The organism is Algoriphagus yeomjeoni (assembly GCF_003259505.1).
GTDB classification, from domain to species: Bacteria; Bacteroidota; Bacteroidia; order Cytophagales; family Cyclobacteriaceae; genus Algoriphagus; species Algoriphagus yeomjeoni.
On the sequence record NZ_QLLK01000007.1, the window covers coordinates 1 to 22,585 of the forward strand.

Below are 22,585 nucleotides of genomic sequence, written 5' to 3' on the forward strand. Positions count from 1 at the left end.
GGCCCACCAAAGGCCGTCTTTTCCGCTCTCACAAACCAATTTTAGTTCCTGATTTTACTCGGGCTAGGAAACCTATGCCCATGCAAAAAAAAAGTCCCTCCAAAAGGCATTGGAAAGGCTAAAAACATTAAAACTCTTTTTGAATAAATACCGAATCTACTGACAGGTATTACTTTTTAAGGTATTTGGATACCCCGTTTCCTTCAAAAAATCCTGACTCAATCCCCATAAGAACTTCACCGGTTCCGTGCAACATCGGTTTCATCGTTCGTGCTACGCACGCGACGAAAACCTAGTTGTTGTGTGTAGTATTTATTCTTTTATTTCCTTAAACCCTTTGAATTTCTTGTTTTTTGTTTCTCCAGTTGCCCATTCTCCGACAATTATTCCGTTAATTTTCAATGTATCAACCCATTTATATTCTGGATTGAATTCAACGAAATGAGAAAGTAACACACTTGATTTTGTTCCTGACATTAATTCGCCAGTATTTGTCACTTGAAACTCTTTCACTTCACTTATTTCGAGATTTAAAGGAAGAGTACCACAAAATACGTATGAATCGTCTTTTGAATATGGGAATTCGAGCAATTGAAATGATTTAGGATTTGCAAAAATCACCATTTCATCATCAAGAAACACTCTATTTTTATCTTTAGAATATCCATTACCAATTAATTCAAATGAGTTTGGGTCAGCATTTTCAATTTTACTTCTAATATGAAATACTGAATTTTTGTCTTTTGCATAGTACTCATTGTCCAATATTTCGAAACTTTCAAAATCGTGTTCATCAATTTGACTCACTCTTTTTCCAACAGCTTCATCATATGAAATCCATACCCATTTTCCATTCTCTTTTTGGTATCCTGAATTACAAGAAATGAAGAGAGTAATAGCGCAAATTATAAGTGCATTTTTTGTTATCTGTCTCATTTCTTCATATTACACACAACGGATGCGGATATACATAAATTTAAATAAATAGTTTCTAAAAAAAATAGAGGGCGTTTGAAATATTCAAAAACCCATTAGGAAACTCCCTATTAATTAAATCTGTATGATAATCCAGCTGTGACAGTCATAAAATGAAGCCAATTTTTCACATAGCCATCCCCCGGCCCTGGCTCATCCTCAGCAGTCCCTACTGCCCCACCACCGAGGTATCGAAGATTCAAAAATGCATTTACATCATTGGTTACTTTCAGGCCTGATCTAATACTCGCATCCAAAATCGCTCCTTTGACTTCATTATCACTGCCATTCAGATAACTAATCGGCGCATAAATCCCATCTGCTTCCAGTTCCAAATACAGCAACTCCGACAAATCATAGCTAGATCGAACTTTCAAAGCCGGCACTACTCCCACGTCCCGGTTGGTACGGAATCTTTCTCCATCAGTGGATTCGAATGTAATGGTCGCATTTCTCAATTGCACGCTACCTCCCACTCCCAAAGCAAATCTAGGCTTGTCTGGAAGCAGCTCTCGCAAATAACTAATCCTATAAAAAGGGAAATTATATAGCAAATCCACAGCAGTATTTGCAGGAAAAGTCAAATCGTCCACAATAATTTCATCAGTTAGTAATACCTGCGTCCGAATTGCCAACGGCTGATAAAGCAAAATAAATGTGTTCCGCTCCTTGATATCCAGTTCCAGAGAAAGTCTACCTACAGGAAAAAGCACATTTTGCCCACCATCTTTTTTGTAATCAAAATAGGTCCCGTTTTCTCCAAATTGTACTTTATGGCTTAAAACTGACAAAAAGCCTAATTCAGCAACTGCCCTAAATTCAAAATCCTTCTCTTGCTTTTCACCAAAAGAATTTGAATTCTGAGCAAAAGCAGGGATACTTATGGATAAATAAAATAGTGTAAGTATAATCTTAAGAAGCTTCATGTTAATAGCTGTTAGTGGTTTAATCATACCTCTATTAACTATAAACTAAGAAGATTGTTACGTTTACTTATCGAACGTTAAGGTTTTGAGATTGAAGGTACTCCAGATCGTAATCGGCTCCTCAGTGACATATACTAAGAACAAGTCCCCGTAATAATCCGTGCTTGGAACAGTAAATGGAACTTCAAACCAACCTACTTTCGGACCTGTAGACGGTCTAGAATCCTTGGTCAGAATATCGGATTCTGCCAAAATTTCACCCTCAGGTGAGCCCGCCCGAACCTGAATTTTACCAACGGTATTTCCAGGCATAATGGAAAGTGTGATTTTGTTGATCTCGCTCAAATCAATAGCTCTAAACAGCAACCAAGAACCGGACTCAGTGAATTGCACGTAGTACTCATCTTCAGGATTAGCCCTAGCCGCACCTTCCAAACCATCAGCGCTGTAAGCAGAAACAGATGTATTCCTCAATTTCAGCTGCTTAGTCGACTTGATTGCAGGAATTCCATTGGCACCTTGATCTTCGTATGAAGCTTGAACCAAATAAAAACCTTCAGGATCTCCCTTGTTTTCGATCTGATAATTACCCGAAGCAGGTAAACCAGAGACAGCATTTGGAATGGCTATGCCTAATACAAAGTCAACCATTTGGCCCACTCTATTTTCATCTAAGTAGGTATGTCCTGGCATAAGCTGCTCTCCCCAGACTCCCGAACCACCATTTCTCACTTTATCAATCAAGTAAGCTTTTGCGTTTGGATCATTTTTGTATTTCTCCGAAACAGAAGTGTAATCTGGGCCTACTGACGCAGAACTGATGCCATGACAGGCCTTACAACCAGCCTCATTGATGTAAGTTTCTCCTATACTCAGCACCTCTTCCTGATGCCCCATTTCTATGATATCGTATCCGCTTTCCAGATAATCAATCGTAAAATTGATTTGAGAGGGATCAATCTCCCCATCTTCCTTATCGGTCGCAGAAACGGTATAATTCACTGCTTCCTCGCCAAAATAGAAGCTTCGATTGCCTGACCAATCAATAGAAACTTCCGGTGCTTCATTACCGACTTTAACATCTATAAATGAACTTGCTGATTCTCCTTTCAAGTCTGTAGCCGTCAGTTTCACTTTATAAATACCCGGCTGCCCAAAAGTATGCGTCGGATTTTCCTCTGAAGAAGTTGGTCCATTTTCTCCAAACTCCCATTGATAGATAATTTTATCATCCGTGTCAGGATCCTGAGTTCCAGCTGAAGAAAAATTCACTTTTAAAGGTGCTGCTCCCTGTGTTTCATCTGCAGATATTTTCACAGTGGGTTTTCTATTTCCTTCGGAAAAAACGATTCTGTACAAACCAGAATCATCGTTATTTGCTCGCCAAAAAGTCCCGTATTCCAACACATACAAGGAACCATCTTTTCCAAACTGCATATCCATCGGCTTTTCAAAATGCGTCTCTGGCATAAAACGCTCCATGGTGTCATACTCAAAATTCTCAGTTAGACTAACCGTGAAAACCCAGTTTCGCATCCAATCATAGATGAAAAGCTTTTCATTGTAATATCCAGGAAATCTAACATCTGAAGCTTCGTAATCTTCCCGGTAATAAACCTGGCCAGCCATTGCATTTCTTCCACCCTGACCAAGCATCGGGAATTCGTCGGACTCGGCATAGGGGTAGTAAATCAGAGCTGGATGTGCTTCTGGAAGGATTTCCATCCCGGTAGTATTGGGAGAAGTATTCTTTGGGGCGACGGGATCAAACTGAAACAAACTTTCTCCGGTAGCAAAGTCATACTTCCAGTAGGCATAATTATTTCCCACGAAATATGGCCAGCCATAATAGCCTGGACCTGTAGCCACATTGATTTCATCGTAACCTCTTGGTCCCCGACCTTCCTTATCCTCAGCACCATCAGGCCCCACTTCTCCCCAAAACAAATTGCCGTTTCGAGAATCGATAGAAAATCTAAATGGATTTCTGTTTCCTTTCACATAGATTTCAGGACGGGTTTTTGGGGTCCCTACAGGAAATAAATTACCCTCTGGAATAGAATACCCTCCTTCTGGATTAGGTTTGATTCGAAGAATCGCACCACGTAAATCATTGGTATTTCCTGAACTTCGTTGCGCATCAACATTCTTAGGTTGATCTTGGCGCTCATCGATTGGATTAAAATTACTCGACTCAAAAGGCGTAGAGTCATCACCGATCCCGAGGTAAAGATTTCCTTCTGAATCAAATTCCAATCCTCCTCCAGAATGGCAGCAACCTCTGAAAATTTCTACATCCAGAATTTTTACTTCTGAAGCCGAATCCAGCATATTGTCCACAAAATCAAATCGAGAAATTCTATTTAGTGCAGCTTCATTTGCGGGAGCATAATAGAGATACAACCAATTGTTCTCTTCAAAATTCGGATCCTTTGCCATCCCCATCAAGCCATCTTCCCGCTCTGGGAATACATCCAGCTCACCTACTATAGTTGTTTCTCCAGATTCTTCTTGATAAAGTTTAAGTAAGCCATGACGCTCTATGATCAGCACATCACCATTGTCCAGCACTTCAATTTCCATTGGTTCATTGAAATTGCCGGCCAATGGGATTTTGGTAAATCTGGATTCATCAGGCTTTACGGTAGCAAATGGATCTTCTTGCTTTTTGTCACAACTCCAAAAACTCAAACTACAAACTGCAAACAGAATCAGGTATTTTCTCATAGGGCTTATTCAGGCATTATTTAAGCGTGAAGGTATAAAAACCTGAAAAACACGCGCCAAGATTATGATTAAAGGTTTATAATTGAGACAGGAAAGCTTCTCCTACACCAAAAAAACCTAAGAGGTCCTTTAATGTTTAATAAATTGTTTTTGTCCCACTATTTTTACCTTTAATCGAAATAGCAAGGAATTACTGAAGACGGGCTCAGGTGTAGACCTTTGGTTCTAAAAATTAGATGCTAAAAAAATTATCATCTTTTATCCACCTACCTTGTAGCACTTTATTGTTTGGGTTCGTCTATCAAATACATACTTTTATTACACTAAACTTGAGCTTTATGAAATCCCTCTACTCTTCCGCGATTTTCCTATTGTCAGTGCTGGTTTTCACTTCCTGCCAAGATGAAATGACCTCCACCTACACGTATCGCACCATGATGCCAGTGTATTATGAAATGAGCGATATCAGGGCGAGAGTCATCACTACTGAGCCCGCGAAGCCTTTGGACAATCCTGGCAAAATCTACATTTATGAAGATTATCTTTTTATCAATGAGCCGACGAAAGGAATTCACATTCTAAACAATGAAAATCCTGCCAACCCTGTCAATTTAAGCTTTATTCCAATTGCAGGTAACGTAGATTTGGCAGTAAATGGAAATATCCTTTATGCTGATAATTATGTCGATCTGTTAGCTTTTGATATCAGCAATATTTCTAACATCCAGCTTATCAAACGGATAGAAGATGTCTTTACTCATATGTATTACCACCAAACCGGTGAAATTATCACATTTAAAGACACAGTACTCACTTCAGAAAATCCAAACTGGGGAGGAGATGGGTTCTGGCTAATGAATTCCAGCATGAGCTTTTCTGCTAACTACTCCGCAGCGTCTCAAAGCTATGGCACAGGTGGATCCATGGCTAGATTTACGCTCTCCAACGGTCATCTGTATGCAGTTGACGAATCTACCTTACGGGTATTTGATGTAAAAACAGCTACCGATCCCACTTTTGTAAAACCAATCGATTTGGGTTGGGGAATAGAAACTATTTTCCCTTTTCAAGATAAATTATTTATAGGGTCAAATGTAGGCATGCACATTTACGATGCGAGCACACCTAATTCCCCTACACGAATGGCGGTATATGAGCATGTACGAGCTTGTGATCCCGTGGTAGTGAACGAAGATTATGCCTTTGTGACGCTCAGAAATGGAACTGCATGCAATGGCGTGGATGAACTGCACGTCATCGATATTAATGACTTGTACAACCCCACACTAAAAAAATCTTACCCAATGCTTAATCCACATGGATTAGGTTTGGCTGGAAACTTTCTTTACATAGCTGAAGGAGCGCACGGTTTAAAAAGCTTCAATGCTAGTGACGTCATGAACATAGATCAAAATCAACTTGAATTCTTGACCGATCAAAGTTCTGTTGATTTAATCCCTGGACCTAAATCACTCATCGTCATTGGTCCGGACGGTGTTTGCCAATTTGACTACAGCAATCCTGCTAGACTGAAAAAACTTAGCTGTATCCAAGTTACCAATCCTACCAAGTTTTATTAACAGGTAGATGAATAGAAAATCTTACCTCTTATTTATTGGTTTACTACTCCTGAGTTTTGAAAGTATGGCTCAGGAGGGGAAATATTTTGGGCAAACTGAAATTGGAATTCTATATGGACGAAGTGCAGAACAATGGGATGGAAATCATGAAGAGCGTACAGATTTAACACTCCTCACGTTTCACGGTATGAAAATCAGCCGAAGTCATGTAGTAGGTTTTTCTGTAGGTTTGGATCAATACGATGGTGTTCCTATTCTTCCATTTGCCTTTGGCTATCGAGGATTTCTGGGAAAAGAAGGTAAACCGAAGATTTTTGGCGGCGTAGATCTGGGCTATGGTTCAGCTATGCTGGAAAAAAGAGAAGAAAATGAGTGGAGCAAAAGCTGGTATCGAGGAGGATTGATGTTTAGCCCTTCGGTAGGATTCAGCTTTCCTGCACTAAAAGGAAATTCCGCTCTTTCACTAAGCCTGGCATACAAGCGGCAAGACATTTCATATTTCCAAGGATTTTTAACCGGACCTGGTGCCCAAACTATCGTTTCCGACCAACTTCCTCCTGGATTTAGCTCCTTGTCAAAAACTGAAAATTTGTATAGAAGTTTTGTATTCCGTGCAGGCTTGATGTTCTAACTACCTTCCACAAATCTCCTTGTAGGGACAATACCCGCATTTTTTCAAATCATCTGTTTGGTCGAAAGGAATCTCAGGATTGTAGATATCCTCCAAGAGTGACTTCAAGCCAGCCTGATATTCATCTTCAAATTGTCTGTAATCATTGACTTCAACCCCTTCTTTTCTCGGTAATTTGAGTTGTAAGTAAGGACTAAATTCATCGCCAAACATTTCACGAAGATTGAATATTGCTGGCTTTAGTGGTAAAGTATTCTGAGGATTTGTAGCCTGGTAGATCAATCCATAAAACATGGTTTGCATCGCTGCTTTATTTCTTGACTTGTGCTCCCGATCAAAAAGTGACTCCACATCAGGAAAGGTTTTATTATCCTGGCCAGACTTATAATCAATAAGTCTCACCGAACCATTTTGCTCATCCACTCGATCTATGATCCCTTTTAGAGATACTGTCTGATTACCAGCAGAAGTTTCTATTGGTAGACCTGCGCTATATTTTTTCTCCTTTTCCAGAGATATCAACCTAAATGGAGCCGAGGCCTCATCGATTTTTAAAATCTGATGTAGATATTTTTGAAGCACATCTCGCGCTATAGCCATTTGCCCATTGAGTTTGGTATCCGCCTCTCCTTCCAAGTGGTAAAATTGGCGAATGGCTTTCTCGATTGCTGGAAAAACCCAGTTTTTACTCAATTCTTCAAAATCTGACTTCTCTAGCAAGGTTCTGCTCTTACGCTTCGCAAAATCCTGGTATAAAATCTCCATACTCAGGTGAGCCAGATTCCCGAAAACCGCCGCATCGATCTCCTCACTGACCTCCTGCTTTTCCTGAATATTAGCCAGATACTGTAAGTAAAACTTGAGCCTACAATCCAAAAATACACTGAGTGCCGAGGGCGAAAAGGAAGTCATAGAATGTCCAGACTCATCGATTAGATATTTATCCAATAGGGCTAAAACTTCCTTATCTTTTTGAATGGTAATTGCACCTGGAGATTTCTGATCAATTGGAATAAATACAACCTCCTCTTCCATTTCTCTTCCAAGCTCCACTCCCATCTGCTGTAAATAACGGCTTTTTTCACCAGCTTTTCCTTGATCAGAAGCCGTCGTATAAATCATGTGAACTTCCTCCGCGCTGTGCAACAATCGATAAAAAGTGTAGGCATAAATCGAGTCATTTTGCTCCTGCACGGGCAAACCAAAAGCTTTTCGAATATTAAACGGGATCATGGAATTCAGACCGGCGGCAGGAGGAAAACTATCTTCATTCATATTGCAAATAATCACTCGCTTGAAATCCAAATTTCGGGATTCCAACACCCCCATGAGCTGCAGGCCTTGAAGCGGTTCACCTTCAAATGGCAACTTCACTTCCCTGAAAATCTGCCTAAAAAGACGGATAAAAAACTCCCGATTGATGGACAAAATATCCTGTCCAGCAAAAATCTCACGTAGCCTTGTCAACTGCTTGAAGCATTGGTAAAGATAGGAGCGCTGCAAAGGTTCATCCTTCAAGCGCTCTGCCAATGCTTCCATGAGTTCAGCCAAGTAGGGAAAAAGCGAATCGTTCTCCAACTTCTGGAAGATCAATTGATATAGCTTGCCACCTTTATGCAGCTTTTCTGCCGAAACATGAATCTGATTCAAAAGCTGCATTTCCTCCAATAATTCAGCTGAAAAAGTAGGATTGACACTTTTAAGATAAATCGAACTTAGGAGGTTTTTGACCGCTGTGTGATAAAACAATACTTTCCCATCTTCTTCTTTGATGAAGCGTTGCATCTCCAGCACCGCTTCCAAAAAAGAGTAAACCGGGGCATTTTTCACCGGGTAACCCATGGTCACGTTTACCTTATCCACTTGATCTGGTAGCGTATGCAGTACAGGAAATAGCATCTGCTCATCTGGCAAAATCACAACAGTTTCCTCCCAAGCTTCGCCCGCAGGAATCTTCTCCAAAATAGATCCCACCAGATTCGCCTGATTGGTCTTCAGAGGCGTAGCGTAGGTCTTGATACTTGCCTTTCTATCTTCAATGTGAGTTGGAACCTCCTCAGGAAAAGTCGGCCCAAAGATCTTGTCCTTTTGATAATCACGGAAAAACAAACCAGCTTCCTGCGCTTTATCTTCCAGATAATAGGCGTCAATGTCCCAGTAAATTATCGCCCCAAAGTCTGTAATATAATGCTTGATCAATGCCTCCTCAGTTCCCGTAAATGCATTGAACCCAATGAAATGAAATAACTTCTGAGGACGAGGAATACTATCCAGAGATTCTGCGACTTTTCTATACAACATCCCAGAATAAGCCAAGCCAGAAACGGCCAAAGAAGCTTGGAAACTGGTATAGAGCGGGCTGAGCAACTGCCAGAACTTCAAAAATTTCTCCTGATGATCTCTGTCCTGACGAATAAAGGATGACCAAAACTGCTTAATCAATTCGACCTGACTTTCGGTCAGAAAACTCAAATCAGACTCCAGTTCCTTGATTTCTGACAGGTGATGGTACAATTTATCAGCATTCGCCATAAACTGATCCACGTCATTGAAATCCTTCAGAATCATTTCCCCCCAAAAATAAAAGCGATCAAAGGTCTCTGCTTCTGGATTTAGATCCTGATAGACTTTATACAATTCAAAAATCAAGGTCAAGTCATCCGCAGGACGATTTCCAGCCAGCTCATAGAAGATTTCCTCGATAGTCTTCACCTCAGGCATCCACGTTGGCTCTTTGATCAGGCTTCCGAGATGCTGGGTAAAAAACAATCCCGCTCTTCGATTTGGCAGAACTACAGTAAGATTCTGTAGATCTACTCCGCTTTCGAGGATCTCTTTTGCGGTATTTCTTAAAAAACTATGCATAAACTTCCTCGATTGTTCCCGTTTCTAAATAACATAAATAGCCTTTGGTAGGCTTCTGAGAAAGCTTTGAAACTAACTCCATATACTCTCGCACTTGATTGGCATAGCGAGGCTGAGCCTCACCAGTTTTGAAATCCACGACCAATGCTTCGTGTTCATTTAGAATAATCCGATCTGGCCTCTTTTGCTTTCCGCCAGGAAGTAAAATTCCCTGCTCAGCCAGTAAAATACCTGATTTGCCAAACCAAGAGTCAAAAAGCGGGTCGGTAAATAACTGCTCCAACTGACCTTCCACGAGTTGTTTTTCCTCCTCGTTTAGCCTCCCTTCGAAATAAAATGCCTGTAAATTCTGCAGCGCGGAAGGTTTATCGGCGGACAGTTCCAAAATCTCATGCACGATCAAGCCAAACTTCTGCTTTTTCCGCTGCTCCATGCCTTCTTCAGAAAAATCAACAGCGTATTTTCTAAGCGTTAGTACTTCTGACCAGTTTTTATAAGCCCAGCGCAAATCTGGTGTTATAGTAGAAATCAAAGATTTCTCCTGATTATCTGGCCATACACCATACTCAAATATTTTTGACTCTTGGTCATAATGTTCTACAAAGCTAAATTCCTCCTCTGAAATAGAAGGTGATTGAACCAGTTGCTGCAAGAGCACCTCCATGTAATTCTGCGATCCAATCTTCTCCTTATAAGGAATGTACCCTATGAAAACATCCTCAGCTCGTGTGAGCGAGACATAGAGCATATTCAAACTATCCAAATACGCCATAGTAGCTTCTTCAGCATAAGTAGCACTGAAGTCAGAGTTGGCTAAATCCCCGCTCAAGGTTAGCGGAATGATAGCAGAAAGCCCTTTTTCCCGGTCTTCAAATGGTGACCAAACCACATTCCCTTTGGTGATATCGAAGATTGTCCATTTCAGAAAAGGCATCAAAACCACTTTAAATTGAAGACCTTTGGACTTGTGGATCGTGAGAATCCGCATGGCATTATGGCCAGCTGGAATTTTGACGGTGCGCTTGGTCTGATTGACTTCCCACCATTCCAAAAACCCGCTCAAATCAGCCCGATTGTTGGCCGTAAAGTCATACACAGCTTCCTTGAAACCTGAGATATAGGCTTTTTCCAAGCCCAATTCCATCAAGCCAAGGACTTTGATCAACTCCTCCAAAGCCTCCATTAAAGGCAATTGAAGCATCAGCATTTCTCTTTCTTGGAAGGCCAAAACCTGATTTTCCAGATAGTCCGGCATTGTGTCCAACGCAAATAACTCATGATCAACAGTAGCATCCATCAAAACCGCTATGTAGTACCACATGGTCTTATATTGAACTTTGTCTGCAGGATTATGCAGATAATTGAACCCGGAAATCAGCGCTTTCACGGAAGCAGCTTTATTCAAAAACATGGATTCATCTGAAAGCACATCAAAGCTATATGCAGAATCTGGATGCTCCGCAGCATAGGTCATCATGCGATCCGCGATGGCCTCACCATGCGCTTTATTTCTGACCAGAAAAGCTATATCCTCTAATTGATAGCCATGCTCCTGAAGTTCGATGACCATATCAGGCAGTTTTTCCAACACAATTTCGTCAAATTTAGCCTCGTCATCTTCGGATTTTGGATCGATGAATTCCAGTTTTACTTTTCCTTTAAAATCAGATTTCGCCTTTTTGGCAGAAATTTTCTGGAAGGAATCCGAATAGGCCTGCGAAAGAATTTTAGGATCTACCACGCCATAGCTAGTATTTAATACCTGCTCCATGGCCTGCGGCAAAGCTTTAAAAACCGAATTGTTGAAATTGATGATATTCGGAAGGCTCCGGAAATTGGTATCCAAATTCTCCAATTGAATACTTCCCTTTCCGATTTCGTCTTCCACCTGTGAAAGAAGCAACTTCATTTCTCCTCCCCGCCAGCGATAGATAGACTGCTTCACATCACCTACCAAAAGATTGGTTTGCCCATTTCCAAGCGAGTTTTCCAACAAAGGTTTGAAACTGTCCCACTGAAACCCTGAGGTATCTTGAAACTCGTCAATCAAGTAATTTTTGTATTGATTACCTACTTTTTCATAGATGAAAGGCGTATCATTTCCCTTGGTGATTTCTTTCAGAAATTCATTTGCATCAGAGATGAGCAGCATGTTTTCCTCGTCTTTGATTAGCGAAAGTTCGTCTAGAAGATTTCTAAAAACCCCATAGACATAGCTGTTTTTGGCAATTGCTTGAAGTGTATTCCATTTGCCAGTAAGAACCAAAATTTGGTGAAAAATCTGATTTAAGCCTTGATCGTAGGCTGATAGAATAGCATCCGTTTGCTTACTTGTTTTGGTATGCCAGCTGGCGGGATTATCTATTTTAGCTAATGTCGCGGGTGTAAGCTCCGGAAGGGGATTGCTTCGATCTCCAAGCTTGTCCAATATTTTGATAAAGCCTCGATTAAAATCTGACCATTCCAAGCCATTTGCAATGCGAATAGCCTCCGCTTGTTTGCCTAGTTCTTTTGCAAGCGTGACAATTTCGGCTTTCCGATCTCGAACAAAAGACTGTAGTAAAGTGATATTTTCCTTTTCCTTCAGAAAAGCCTTTATTTCAGGAGCATATTTTTTAAAATCTTCCTGAAAAATCTGTTTACCCAGTCCTCTGATATTCCTTCGAATATCCCAAGATTTCCCATTTTGAATTTGCTCATAGGCATAATCCACCAGCCATTTATGCAGGAATTCATCTTCCATGACTAGCATGACCACACGATCCACCACGCGCTCCAGCACTGCATCCTGATCCAATTCCACATCGAATTTGGCATTCAGATCGATCTCACGGGCAAAGGCACGAACTACTTTCTGGAAAAAACTATCAATTGTGCTAACCGAAAATCGACCATAATCGTGTAGAATTGCCGTAAGCGTCTGCTGAGCCAAAAGCTTAAGCCCAGACTCATCTACCTGAAGAGAATCCATCAATACCTCATCCATTTTTTCTTTTGGATTGACTTGATATCGAAGTCTTTTCAGCTCCTCGATAATCCGCTCCTTCATCTCCTGAGTGGCTTTATTTGTAAAAGTGACTGCAAGAATTTGCTTAAAAGCATGAGGACTTTTGAGTGCGAGTTTGAGGTACTCCAGCGTCAGGGTATAGGTTTTGCCCGAGCCTGCGGAGGATTTGTAAATGATAAAAGGTCTTTGTTCCATAGAGAAAAAGTAAGGGAACTAAGATAAGGAAGGCAGTCAATTTAAGAGCAAGCGGAAAGTAAGTTTGACGAAAATTGTCGGGATATTAAAAATAACTTTGGAAGCTTACTTTCAGATCAAACTCTTGGATTTAGCTTTGATTTGTCGATTTTGTGACTTCAAACCCAAAACCTATGTACAAACCTAGTTTACTCGCAGTCCTACTTTGGACCTGTATTTCCCTAAGTTCTTTTGCCAATGACGGTTATAAGCTTTGGCTGGATTATCAGCCGATCAGCGATTCCCAACTCAAGTCACAAGTAGAACCGCTACTTGGCGGTGTGTACTTTTTTGGAGAAAATCCCACTTACGAAGCCATCAGAAAAGAGCTCAATTTGGCATCTAAAAGTATGCTTGCCAAAGCTCCAGTTTACACGAAAGAGCGGCTTCAAAACACGAAACTTTGGATCGGGACAAGAGAGCAACTTTCACAGGTGCTTTCCCTTGATCAACAAGCCCAAATCAAAGCCCTTGGAAATGATGGATATTGGAGAGGCACGTTGGAATTAGATGGAAAATCATTCTACGCAATTGTCGGAAATCAACCAGTTGGGGTACTTTATGGAGTATACAATTGGTTGAATTCTATCCAAAGTAACACTTTTGATAGTTCGACAGAATTATCTGACAGTCCGAAGATTAAATTAAGAATGTTAAACCATTGGGACAACCTAGATCGTACCGTAGAAAGAGGTTATGCTGGTTTTTCTATTTGGGATTGGCACAAACTACCCGGATATGTAGATCCACGCTACATAGACTATGCCCGCGCAAATGCATCTATAGGAATCAATGCCGTTTCCCTGACTAATGTCAATGCGAATGCCCTGATTTTGACGACTGATTTCATGAAGAAAGTGAAGGTTTTGGCGGATGTTTTTAGGCCTTATGGAATCAAGGTTTTTCTTACTGCTAGGTTCTCTGCGCCTATCCAATTGGATGGTTTGAAGACAGCTGATCCATTGGACCCTGAAGTGATTGCTTTCTGGAAAAAAAAGACGGATGAGATCTACTCGTTCATTCCGGATTTTGGAGGATTCCTTGTAAAAGCGAATTCCGAGGGACAACCCGGTCCTCACGAATATGGAAGGAATCACGCCGAAGGAGCAAACATGTTGGCTGAAGCATTAGCACCTCACAACGGCGTTTTGATTTGGAGAGCCTTTGTCTATTCCCATGAAGATGAGGTGGACAGACATATGCAGGCAAATAATGAATTCGAGCCATTGGATGGGAAATTCCAAGAGAATGTGATCATTCAGATCAAAAACGGGGCGATTGATTTCCAACCCCGGGAACCTGTTCACCCACTTTATGGGGCAATTAACAAGACCAACGTGGGCATGGAATTCCAGATCACTCAGGAATACCTGGGTCAAGCAACTCAACTGGTTTACCTAGCTCCCATGTGGGAAGAAGTTTTGAAGACAAAAATCTATCGACCTACGCCTGAATCTACAGTAGCATCTCTATTGGAAGGAGAAGGTACTGGACAAAAACTGACATTAATCGCCGGAGTCTCCAATATAGGAACGGATCGAAACTGGACAGGACATCTTTTCGCCCAGTCAAACTGGTATGCTTTTGGGCGACAAGCATGGGACCCAAGTCTGGAATCCAAGCAAATCGCAGATGAATGGATCAAACTGACTTTTGGCACAAACCCTGAAGTATTGACAAAAATTGAAGACATCATGCTCTCATCTCATGAGGCAGCCGTGGACTACATGACTCCGCTAGGTTTGCACCATATCATGGGCAGAAGTCATCATTATGGTCCAGGACCTTGGGTGATGGGTGGAAGAGCTGACTGGACAGCTCCATACTACCACAATGCGGATAGCTTAGGAATTGGCTTTGATAGAACAACTGAAGGCAGCGGAGCGCTAGGTCAATATGCGCCTGAAGTCGCTAAGGCTTGGTCAGATCCAAATCAGATTCCAGAGAAATATTTGCTGTGGTTCCACCATGTGCCTTGGGATTTCAAACTTAAGAATGGTAATACGCTTTGGGAAGGGATAGCATATCACTATGATCAGGGCGTAAAAGAAGTGAGGAAAATGCAGGAAACTTGGGCGAGTCTGGAATCCGAAATTGATCCCGCAGAGTTTGACCATGTAAGACAACTTTTGGAAGTTCAGGAAGAAGAAGCAGAGTGGTGGAGAAATGCCTGCTTGCTCTATTTCAAAACATTCTCAAAACGTCCTTTCCCAGCAGATATAGAGCAACCAGAAGGAGATTTGGAGTATTACAAAAGCCTTCAGTTCCCTAATGCTCCGGGGATATAGAATTTGAGATTGTTGATTTGAGATTTGAAATTTTCGTGGAATTTGGCACTAAACGATCTGCAGTTCGGTTAATTTCAAATCTCAAACTTCAAAATCATGAATGACTACACCATCCCCGCTGCCACACGAATCGGCCATATACACCTCAAAGTTTCGGACCTCCAGAAATCCCTAGACTTCTATCAAGGACTACTCGGCTTTGAGTTGGTGACTATGTATGGACAGGACGCGGCATTTATTTCTGCTGGCGGGTATCACCATCACATTGGTCTGAATACTTGGCAGAGCAAAGGAGGAAAGCCAGCGCCAAAGAATACAGCTGGACTTTTTCATACCGCTATTTTGCTTCCAACGCGACGTGATTTAGCCGTGTTGCTTAAAAGATTAATTGATGCAAAGTACCCACTCACTGGTGCTGCAGATCATGGGGTTTCTGAAGCTTTGTATTTGGATGATCCAGATGAAAATGGTGTAGAATTGTACTGGGATCGCCCAAGAGAAAAGTGGCCTATGAATCCAGATGGAAGTATTCAGATGTACACGAGGCAATTGGATGTGGAAGGTCTTTTAGCCGAAATTTAAATTCTACCCTTTATCCAATCCAATATCAGGTCCATCACCTCTTCCCGATCTGAATCATTTATCAACTCATGATATTCCCCTGGAAAAATCTTCAGCGTTTTATCTGCTTATCTGCTGAAATGGCTTTTACAAAAGTAATTCAGATCCTTTTGGAATAGTAAGTCCCTATTCCAAACCGAGAATCATTTTCACAAAAAAAACCATCATTTCTGATAGTTCTTTTACAGGAAATCACTTTACATATTTTACTCATTAACCACAAGATACTGTTCTCGCACATACTCTAACTCCAACTAAGAGGCGTCTTACTCTAAAATCAAAACATTGGCCGCTTTCAGGTTCTCCTCCCATTTGATCTGCCGCAGCTAAAATTTGTTCAGCTACGCATTCAGAACCAAGGCAAGAACCATAAGAAGTCCATCCATCACCATCTTCACCTCCGAAGAGCGCATCATCATTGGAGGAAATTCGATTAGCGGAGGTTGCAGCTTTAATCCCATCCTCCTTAGCAGTCAGAATAGCTATATTTTTCGCATAATCGACAACTAGAGAATATTCAATATAAGGTTCCATATCATCACCAAGATTTAGTCTCTCTGCCACTCTATTTAAATCGTTATCCTGTATTTCTCGACTTAAATCTGCAATGAGATTATCTAAAGAATACTCCTTTAAATCAATAATTACTGGATTAAAATCAAAATTTAATCCTGAAAGATCCATCTTACTTAAATCAATGGTTGTCTGAGCTTTATGTTCTTCCATAGTGCAAGAAGAAGCCATCACAAATACTAAAAAGTAAAATATATAGCCGTAAAATATTTTTTTATACATGATTTTTCATGGTTTATTGATGCTGGGTAAAACTAAAAAAAAAAACTAAAATCAAAGTTTTACCAAATTTCTCATGTAGCCCAGACTTATATAAATTACTGAAAATGCCTCCATTTATATTGTACACGAGAGATGAGAGGTAGCAGAAAACTTGATAAAATGCGTTAGATCCTCTCCTTGAGCCATCGAATTATTACGTCTATTACCTCTTCTCGATTCGAATCGTTGATCAATTCATGATATCCACCCGGAAAAACCCTCAAAATCTTATCCTTTGACCGAGCTCTTTCAAAGAGAATTTCCGAACCTTTAGGATTTGTTAAGCTGTCAGCTGAACCATGGATTAACAAAACTGGACGATCAAATTCATTCGCCTTGGCTTGAATACTTCGCATCATGATGAGCAGTTCGTTTCCTGTTCTTGCTGGAATAGGGTCTGTATAGACGAGCGGATCTTTTAGGTACTTCTCCACCTCTGAAGGAATTCTGGAGACTTTTGAAGCATCCAACTTTAACGCTTTGAACTTTGGGAAATATTTACTCATAATCCCTCCTACTGCTATCAGCAACTTGGAGGTTCCCTCAGCTTCTTTGATCGCTGGAGAACTCAAGATCACTCCAGCAGCTTCCGGTTTGAAGTCCAAAACATAAGCAGCCACCAAACCACCACCCATACTATGCCCATAAAGAAAAGCCGGTACACCAGGCACGAAGGACTTGACTTTTCCGAAAAGTGCATCAATATCTTTCAAATAATCCTCATAAGATTCAAAATAGGCAGTTGGCTCACCCTTCACAGATTTCCCATGACCTCTCCCATCAAACGTAAAAACCGAAACACCCAAGTCATTTAGCTTTTCCACCAAATGCATATACCGTGAACTGTGCTCTCCTAAACCATGAACTAACAATAGCGAAGCAGTTGGAGTATCAACCATCCAGGCTTGAAGGTACAGCTCAATTCCATCGTGGGTTTTGTAAGAAGTTTCCAGATGCTTCATGGGAAAAATGTTTTCAGTTATGGAAAGATAAGTTGCAGAGAAAATAAACAGATACAAAAACTTCGGAATACTTAACCTATCTCTACTCCCCAAGTCTTAGGAAAATTCTGAAAAGGCATTTATAGAAGTACAGTTATTGAAATTACTAAATTTAGAAAAAGACTAACGGAAAACCCTTGCTATAACCACCTAATCTCATGTTCAAAAATCACTTACGATTACTATTTATTGCACTCTTATTTCTCGGTAATGGAGTAATTTCTCAAACACTTCATCAAAAGACTAAACTTTCTTCGGAAAGATTAGAACGCTATGATAATTACTTACAGAAAGAAATCGATGAAGGCAGAATCGCTGGAGCAGTCACTTTGATTTATAAGAATGACGAACAAGCTCATCAAAAAACTTTAGGATATAGCGATTTGGATTCCAAAGCTCCAATGAAAGCAGACCAGATTTTCTATATCCAATCCATGACCAAGCCTATAATAACAACTGCATTCATGATGCTCTACGAAGAAGGGCATTTTTTACTTAATGATCCTGTAGAGAAGTATTTGCCCTGGTTTAAGGATTTGAAAGTGGCTGTTGACCCGAGCAAGGGAATAGCTGGTGGAACTGTTCCTGCTAAATCAAAAATCACCATCGCTATGCTCCTAAGTCATACCTCGGGACTATCTCATGGGATTGCTGCTGGCAAGCTGGAGGAAGAAATAAGAAATGCGATCTACAGTCCTACCCATCAAACCATTGAAAGTAGAATTAAAGCAATGGTCACCATGCCTTTGATTGGTCAGCCTGGTGAGCAATGGTATTATTCAGCCTCTCCAGATGTACTATCCTTATTGATAGAATACTTTTCTGGAATGACTACAGCCGAATTTTTACAAAAGAGACTTTTTGACCCGCTTGGAATGACAGATACCGGTTACAATTTGAATGAGGAGCAAGCCAGTCGAATGGCTACACTTCATACTTACAATCAAGAAGGCAAACTGGTCAAAGCTCCAAGACAAACCCCTACTTCAGGTAATACTGTTTTTGCCGGTGCAAATGCCTTGTTTAGCTCTGCTCCTGATTATGCCAAATTTGCACAGATGCTACTTAATGGTGGAAAATGGAATGGCAAACAAATTCTAAGTCCCAAAACCATAGAAATCATGACGATAGATCAGATCGATGGACTTTATAAAGCACCCGGACAAGGCTTTGGATTCGGTTTTGCCGTGATGACAGACTTGGCGGATTCCAATGCTTTAGGCTCAGAAGGGACCTTCTATTGGAGTGGTGCCTTTTGTACCTACTTCTTTATAGATCCAAAAGAAAACTTGATCTCTATTATGATGACTCAGACAGCTCCTTTCAGCGGATTCTATGAGCAAAAAATGCGACAAATGGTCTATCAGGCGATAGAGTAACGCTAGTAATAAAGAACCAAGAGTCGAGAAGAGTTTCTAACAAAGGGTTGTTAATATCCCTGTGTCATCGCCTAACTCTTGATTCTTGGTTCTTGGTTCTTATATCTTGATACTTAAGTCTAGCTACTACTATCTAATTAAGGTATCCACTTATTCTTTCCAAAATCCGGCTTTCTCTTCTCCAAAAAGGCATTTCTTCCTTCTTTAGCTTCCTCCGTTCCATAAGCCAATCTAGTGGCTTCTCCAGCAAAAACCTGCTGTCCTACCATGCCATCATCTGTCAGGTTCATAGCAAATTTCAGCATCTTGATGGAAGTTGGCGACTTAGCCAAAATCTCTTGAGCCCATTCATAGGCTGTTGACTCCAATTCAGCATGAGGAATGACTGCATTCACCATTCCCATCTCATAAGCTTCCTGAGCTGAATAGTTTCTTCCCAAAAAGAAGATCTCACGGGCTTTCTTTTGCCCAACCATTTTAGCCAAGTAAGCAGAACCATACCCTCCATCAAAGCTGGTCACATCGGCATCAGTTTGCTTGAAAATCGCATGCTCCTTACTCGCCAAAGTCAAATCACAAACTACATGGAGGGAGTGCCCTCCACCTACTGCCCAACCTGGAACTACTGCAATCACCACCTTTGGCATAAAACGAATCAAGCGCTGCACTTCCAAAATATTCAATCGGTGATATCCATCTTCGCCCACATAGCCTTGCTTTCCTCTCGCCTTTTGGTCTCCTCCTGAGCAAAAAGCCCAGCCTCCATCTTTTGACGAAGGCCCTTCTCCACTCAAAAGCACAACACCGATGGAGGTATCTTCCTGCGCATCGTAAAATGCATCATACAATTCTGCCGTAGTTTTCGGGCGAAAAGCATTTCTTATTTCTGGGCGATTAAAGGCGATTCGCGCTACGCCATTGCACTTTTTATAGGTAATATCTTCGTAATCTTTAGCTGTGATCCAGTTCATATCTTTCGATTTGGGTAAAAATCTAATTCCTTTGCAAGATAACAGCCTTCCCCGAATTTTGAAGTCAGGATGTTTACCTTCGGAAAAAGTACCCATAAGCACGCAATAGATGTTTCAACTCAAGTTCGGCAATCATATTCTTCAGCGAAAAGAAGACTTTCAACTGGAGACCTCTGCTATTCCAGGATTTGTAAAAGATGCATTAGCATTCTGCCATGACTGGTTATCGGGGAAAGAAAGCTTTACACAGCTGACTTCCGGTTCTACTGGGGTTCCAAAGAAAATTGAGATTTCAAGAGCACAGATGATCGCAAGTGCGAGAGGTACTCAGGCATTTTTTCAGATAGATCAAAATACCAAACTACTTTGTTGCCTTGATCCCGACTATATCGCCGGAAAAATGATGCTCGTTCGTGCATTGGTGTGGAATTGCCCGATAGAACTCGTTGAAGCTAAGTCCAACCCACTTTTGGAGATTTCAGACATTCCTGATTTTGTAGCACTGGTCCCGATTCAAGTTGAAGCTTGTATTCAGGATAAAACAACTCTTGAAAAGTTAAAAAAAATCAAACATCTCATTATCGGGGGAGCACCTCTGAGTTCTCGATTGAAAAAGGAGCTCATCAAAAATGGTATCCTCGCCTTTCAGACCTACGGAATGACCGAGACAGTATCTCATGTAGCGCTTGCCAAGATTATGGAAAGTGATTTGATCTATAAAGTACTTCCAGGAGTTGATTTTGGTATAGATGAACGAAATGCGCTTTGGGTGAAATGTGCGTCAAGTAATAATAAGCTAGTGCAAACAAATGACTTGGTTGAGTTAGTCAATGGAAATTCCTTCCGTTGGCTAGGCAGAGCAGATTTTGTGGTCAATTCTGGCGGAGTGAAACTTCATCCAGAGATCTTGGAAACCAAGGCTGAGCAAGCTATTCTAGACCAATTTCCGAACTCGTCATTTTTCTTTTTTGGAAAAAGTGATGAGAAATTTGGGTCGAAATTATGCTTAGCGATTGAGACCAAAGAGCAAGACCAAAAGTATGTGGCTACTCTCTCTGAAACTTTACAAAAGGTATTAGCCAGATATGAAGTTCCAAAAAACATTTACTTAGTTCCAACGTTCTTTAGGACAGAAACTGGCAAAGTTAACAGACTCAAAACCATAGAAAACCTATGAAATTGGCCATTTTAAGCCTTTTATTGCTATTCAATTTAAGCCCGATTCAAGAGGAATATGGTAAGATTGAATTGGTAATTTCTGAAACTTCAAGTGACCAGGGGGTCATACAACTACTTATTTTTGACCAAGAAAAGGGTTGGCCAGAATCTCTCGATGATGCTTGGAAAATAGTCACTCTTTCTATAGAAAATGGAAGTTCGAAGAAAACTTTCACTGAAGTTCCGGCAGGTAAATATGCCATCATAGTTTTTCATGATCACGATGAAAATGGGCAAATCAGAAAAAACAAAATCGGCTACCCGCTGGATAACTTCGGTTTCTCAAACAATCCAAGCCTACTTTTTGGAGTTCCTTCTTTTGAAAAATGCAGTCAGAAAGTTACTGCCGGAAAAACCACCCGGTTCGAAATTGATCTACGCTAAATCTTTTTCAAGCTAAAAGACCTACTTTTGCAGCGATGAAATCGAGCATTACGAAGAAAATCGCAGTCAGGTAGACCTACCAATCTTGCGAGATTCCATCTGCTCTATAAAAATCAAATTACAAACACATGAAAAAGAGTAACGATCAAACCAGCGGAGTTGTAATTGAATTTGATTCAGGGATTATTCCACCGCCATACAGCCATGTGTATAGATTGTCACTAGACTGGAGTACTGCTGAGTTAAAAGCGGAACTAGAACTTCACTATACAGACAGAGAGGACTTGACAGAAGACGAGATTTTAGATGAAGGATTCACTGCAAACGATGATTATAGCTTCAAAGGAACGCTAGATAATGTTTGGAAAAAGGTAGTTTCTATTGAATTCGAAAAAACTAAATGGAGCGGAAGACATCTAGAGGAAGGTGGGATTGTGCTTTCCGCTATAGAACAAGGTAAAACTGGACCATCTAAAGCGCCTGTAGATCAGGAAGCTTGGCAAATGCTTGCTCAGGATGTGATTCAGGCGATCTATGAAACCTCGAAGAAGGAAGCTCCGCTCACGGTCAATTACCGACAAGTAACAAACGAAGAAAATATTGACTGTTCAATCACGATGAATTTTTCGAATCGCGAGGCAGTTTTTACAGTGAAAAATGAATCTAGAACGATCAACTGGGAATATGCCGTTCAGCTACTGAAATTGGTATTTTCACCAGACTATAATTATGAAATTGCCAAGGAAACTGCAAGCAGCAAACGCGGCTCTTACATAGAATGTGGGGATGGATACTGGCACGAACTTGGGAAAGGGGTAGTGAACATTGACACTTCTTTCGATGCAGTTGGTAGGATAAAAGATGGATTTGAAAATTTGATTGAAGAATAAAATCACCCTTCGCTTTGCAATTAAGAGCCTGATTCGATTAACTTTAACTAGATC

General features: G+C 40.8%; 16 protein-coding genes. 8 read left to right on the top strand and 8 right to left on the bottom strand.

Annotated elements, in window-relative coordinates:
- Positions 1–312: 312 nt before the first annotated feature.
- The 3 genes from LV83_RS12695 to LV83_RS12705 form a co-directional block, all read right to left on the bottom strand.
- Positions 313–936, bottom strand: a complete 624-nt coding sequence (locus tag LV83_RS12695) for a DKNYY domain-containing protein (protein WP_111611922.1) — start codon at positions 934–936, stop codon at positions 313–315.
- A gap of 110 nt (positions 937–1,046) precedes the next feature.
- Positions 1,047–1,901: a hypothetical protein gene (locus LV83_RS12700; protein ID WP_111611923.1), complete on the bottom strand. Its 855-nt coding sequence runs from the start codon at positions 1,899–1,901 to the stop codon at positions 1,047–1,049.
- 63 nt (positions 1,902–1,964) lie between these two features.
- A complete protein-coding gene (locus tag LV83_RS12705) occupies positions 1,965–4,628 on the bottom strand; it encodes a PQQ-dependent sugar dehydrogenase (RefSeq protein WP_111611924.1) in 2,664 nt (887 codons plus the stop codon).
- 338 nt (positions 4,629–4,966) lie between these two features.
- Between LV83_RS12705 and LV83_RS12710 the strand changes: the two genes are divergently transcribed.
- Together LV83_RS12710 and LV83_RS12715 are read left to right on the top strand one after the other, a co-directional pair.
- Positions 4,967–6,208 carry an LVIVD repeat-containing protein gene (locus LV83_RS12710; RefSeq protein ID WP_111611925.1) on the top strand — a complete coding sequence of 414 codons (1,242 nt, stop codon included), beginning with the start codon at positions 4,967–4,969 and terminating at the stop codon, positions 6,206–6,208.
- Between the two features lie 7 nt (positions 6,209–6,215).
- Entirely contained in the window at positions 6,216–6,839 is a 624-nt protein-coding gene (locus tag LV83_RS12715) for a hypothetical protein (protein ID WP_146613715.1), read from the top strand.
- Here the strand turns inward: LV83_RS12715 and LV83_RS12720 are convergent, their stop codons facing one another.
- Together LV83_RS12720 and LV83_RS12725 are read right to left on the bottom strand one after the other, a co-directional pair.
- Entirely contained in the window at positions 6,840–9,704 is a 2,865-nt protein-coding gene (locus tag LV83_RS12720) for a PD-(D/E)XK nuclease family protein (RefSeq protein WP_111611927.1), read from the bottom strand.
- Positions 9,697–12,906 (bottom strand): UvrD-helicase domain-containing protein, encoded by a 3,210-nt coding sequence (locus LV83_RS12725; RefSeq protein ID WP_111611928.1) that lies wholly within the window; start codon positions 12,904–12,906, stop codon positions 9,697–9,699. The genes LV83_RS12720 and LV83_RS12725 overlap by 8 nt, the downstream gene beginning before the upstream one ends.
- Before the next feature lie 173 nt (positions 12,907–13,079).
- On the opposite strand from LV83_RS12725, the gene LV83_RS12730 reads away from it, so the two are divergent.
- Entirely contained in the window at positions 13,080–15,233 is a 2,154-nt protein-coding gene (locus LV83_RS12730) for an alpha-glucuronidase family glycosyl hydrolase (RefSeq protein WP_111611929.1), read from the top strand.
- 96 nt (positions 15,234–15,329) lie between these two features.
- Complete coding sequence (locus LV83_RS12735) at positions 15,330–15,815, top strand: VOC family protein (protein ID WP_111611930.1); 486 nt, start codon at positions 15,330–15,332, stop codon at positions 15,813–15,815.
- Between the two features lie 252 nt (positions 15,816–16,067).
- Here the strand turns inward: LV83_RS12735 and LV83_RS12745 are convergent, their stop codons facing one another.
- Together LV83_RS12745 and LV83_RS12750 are read right to left on the bottom strand one after the other, a co-directional pair.
- Positions 16,068–16,649, bottom strand: coding sequence for a hypothetical protein (locus tag LV83_RS12745; RefSeq protein ID WP_111611931.1), 582 nt, complete (start codon positions 16,647–16,649; stop codon positions 16,068–16,070).
- Between the two features lie 164 nt (positions 16,650–16,813).
- Positions 16,814–17,650 (bottom strand): alpha/beta hydrolase, encoded by an 837-nt coding sequence (locus tag LV83_RS12750; RefSeq protein WP_111611932.1) that lies wholly within the window; start codon positions 17,648–17,650, stop codon positions 16,814–16,816.
- Positions 17,651–17,847: 197 nt separating this feature from the next.
- Here LV83_RS12750 and LV83_RS12755 point away from each other — a divergent pair, with 197 nt between their 5' ends.
- Positions 17,848–19,068, top strand: coding sequence for a serine hydrolase domain-containing protein (locus tag LV83_RS12755; RefSeq protein WP_111611933.1), 1,221 nt, complete (start codon positions 17,848–17,850; stop codon positions 19,066–19,068).
- Between the two features lie 137 nt (positions 19,069–19,205).
- On the opposite strand, the gene LV83_RS12760 is transcribed toward LV83_RS12755, so the two are convergent.
- A complete protein-coding gene (locus LV83_RS12760) occupies positions 19,206–20,039 on the bottom strand; it encodes a 1,4-dihydroxy-2-naphthoyl-CoA synthase (protein ID WP_111612147.1) in 834 nt (277 codons plus the stop codon).
- Positions 20,040–20,148: 109 nt separating this feature from the next.
- Here LV83_RS12760 and LV83_RS12765 point away from each other — a divergent pair, with 109 nt between their 5' ends.
- From LV83_RS12765 to LV83_RS12775, 3 genes are all read left to right on the top strand, one after another.
- Entirely contained in the window at positions 20,149–21,216 is a 1,068-nt protein-coding gene (locus LV83_RS12765; RefSeq protein WP_111611934.1) for an AMP-binding protein, read from the top strand.
- Positions 21,213–21,641: a DUF2141 domain-containing protein gene (locus LV83_RS12770; protein WP_111611935.1), complete on the top strand. Its 429-nt coding sequence runs from the start codon at positions 21,213–21,215 to the stop codon at positions 21,639–21,641. Before LV83_RS12765 ends, LV83_RS12770 begins: the two co-directional genes overlap by 4 nt.
- Before the next feature lie 128 nt (positions 21,642–21,769).
- The gene (locus LV83_RS12775) at positions 21,770–22,531 is read left to right on the top strand and encodes a hypothetical protein (protein WP_111611936.1); all 762 of its coding nucleotides are present in this window, start codon (positions 21,770–21,772) and stop codon (positions 22,529–22,531) included.
- Positions 22,532–22,585: the final 54 nt, after the last annotated feature.

Excerpts from the sequence above, each read along its gene's own strand:
- LV83_RS12730 (WP_111611929.1), top strand. The coding sequence starts at position 13,080 with ATGTACAAACCTAGTTTACTCGCAGTCCTACTTTGGACCTGTATTTCC.
- LV83_RS12760 (WP_111612147.1), bottom strand. The coding sequence starts at position 20,039 with ATGAACTGGATCACAGCTAAAGATTACGAAGATATTACCTATAAAAAG.
- LV83_RS12715 (WP_146613715.1), top strand. The coding sequence starts at position 6,216 with ATGAATAGAAAATCTTACCTCTTATTTATTGGTTTACTACTCCTGAGT.
- LV83_RS12735 (WP_111611930.1), top strand. The coding sequence starts at position 15,330 with ATGAATGACTACACCATCCCCGCTGCCACACGAATCGGCCATATACAC.
- LV83_RS12710 (WP_111611925.1), top strand. The coding sequence starts at position 4,967 with ATGAAATCCCTCTACTCTTCCGCGATTTTCCTATTGTCAGTGCTGGTT.
- LV83_RS12770 (WP_111611935.1), top strand. The coding sequence starts at position 21,213 with ATGAAATTGGCCATTTTAAGCCTTTTATTGCTATTCAATTTAAGCCCG.
- LV83_RS12695 (WP_111611922.1), bottom strand. The coding sequence starts at position 936 with ATGAGACAGATAACAAAAAATGCACTTATAATTTGCGCTATTACTCTC.
- LV83_RS12775 (WP_111611936.1), top strand. The coding sequence starts at position 21,770 with ATGAAAAAGAGTAACGATCAAACCAGCGGAGTTGTAATTGAATTTGAT.
- LV83_RS12745 (WP_111611931.1), bottom strand. The coding sequence starts at position 16,649 with ATGTATAAAAAAATATTTTACGGCTATATATTTTACTTTTTAGTATTT.
- LV83_RS12755 (WP_111611933.1), top strand. The coding sequence starts at position 17,848 with ATGTTCAAAAATCACTTACGATTACTATTTATTGCACTCTTATTTCTC.
- LV83_RS12705 (WP_111611924.1), bottom strand. The coding sequence starts at position 4,628 with ATGAGAAAATACCTGATTCTGTTTGCAGTTTGTAGTTTGAGTTTTTGG.
- LV83_RS12700 (WP_111611923.1), bottom strand. The coding sequence starts at position 1,901 with ATGAAGCTTCTTAAGATTATACTTACACTATTTTATTTATCCATAAGT.
- LV83_RS12725 (WP_111611928.1), bottom strand. The coding sequence starts at position 12,906 with ATGGAACAAAGACCTTTTATCATTTACAAATCCTCCGCAGGCTCGGGC.
- LV83_RS12765 (WP_111611934.1), top strand. The coding sequence starts at position 20,149 with ATGTTTCAACTCAAGTTCGGCAATCATATTCTTCAGCGAAAAGAAGAC.
- LV83_RS12720 (WP_111611927.1), bottom strand. The coding sequence starts at position 9,704 with ATGCATAGTTTTTTAAGAAATACCGCAAAAGAGATCCTCGAAAGCGGA.
- LV83_RS12750 (WP_111611932.1), bottom strand. The coding sequence starts at position 17,650 with ATGAAGCATCTGGAAACTTCTTACAAAACCCACGATGGAATTGAGCTG.